The sequence below is a fragment of the Bartonella sp. AC130YNZD genome, assembly GCF_042196865.1.
Taxonomy (GTDB): Bacteria; Pseudomonadota; Alphaproteobacteria; order Rhizobiales; family Rhizobiaceae; genus Bartonella.
In genome coordinates this window covers 1-1,148 of record NZ_JBHIQZ010000112.1, presented here as the reverse complement: position 1 = coordinate 1,148, position 1,148 = coordinate 1, and the positions used below count along the sequence as shown (strand labels likewise).

Genomic DNA, 1,148 nt, shown 5'->3' with positions numbered 1-1,148 from the left:
GTAAACATAACAATAAATAACATTACAGAAAATGGTACTACCCAAGATGCTTATTGGTTTGTTCGTTCAAAACCTCTCGATATTCTCGTCCTTATTGCACTTTCATGTTCTTCATTTATTCTATTACAAAAAAGACATATAAGAAAAAATATCACCATAGCATCATTAATCTCCTTTTGTCTTTTTGCTGCCTACTACAGTATAAATGAATATATAAGACTAAGTCCTTATGTAGGACAAAATAACATGACATGGGCTGATGTTTTTCCTTTCTTTGATAGGATGGTTTTGAGCGGTTCAATCATTGGTATTATTATCCTTGGTTTCACGATGAATCTATCGTTGCCAAAAAAATCGCCTTTGAAAAAATCAAAAAATACGATCTTCGGCGACTCTCAATGGATGAATATAAAACAACTTGAAATGATCTTTCCAAGTGATGGTGAAGTAGTTATAGGAGAGCGCTATAGAGTCGACGAAGATGTTGTTAAAGATGTCCAATTTAATCCCAAAGACAAAACAACATGGGGGAAAGGTGGTAGCCAGCCATTGTTAACATACAAACTTGATTTTGATTCAACTCATATGTTATTTTTTGCTGGTTCTGGTGGTTATAAAACAACCAGCAATGTTATTCCAACTTGTCTCAAATATTCCGGTCCACTGATCGTTTTTGATCCTTCAACTGAAATCGCTCCAATCGTTGGAGAAGCACGACATAAATTAAACGAAAATACCGTACATGTTCTTGCTCCTCATGGAACTTCAACAAAAACTTTTAATCCTTTAGATTGGTTATTAGATGAAAGCATTCCAGCCTATGAAAGGGAAGCGGGTTTAGTTGAGATTGCTAGACTCCTTCTTTCCGAAAACCATAAATCAACTTCAACCGATCAATTCTTTGTATCACACGCACATAATTTATTAACAGGACTACTTGCACATATCGTCTTTTCTGATGAGTACAAGTCAGAGGCAAAAAACTTAAAAACACTTCGTATGATTGTATCGGAACCAGAACCATCGGTTATTGGAAAATTGCAATCAATACAATCAAGTTCTTCATCGCAATTCATTCGTGAAACTCTTGGGGTCTTTACCAATATGGCACCGCAAACTTTCTCTGGTGTTTATGCTACTGCTTCTAA

At 35.5% G+C, this 1,148-nt stretch carries 1 protein-coding gene; it reads left to right on the top strand.

From position 1 onward, the window contains the following. Positions 1 to 1,148 (top strand): type IV secretory system conjugative DNA transfer family protein (locus tag ACFINU_RS09950; protein WP_375667681.1); only part of this gene is annotated, 1,148 nt, incomplete at both ends.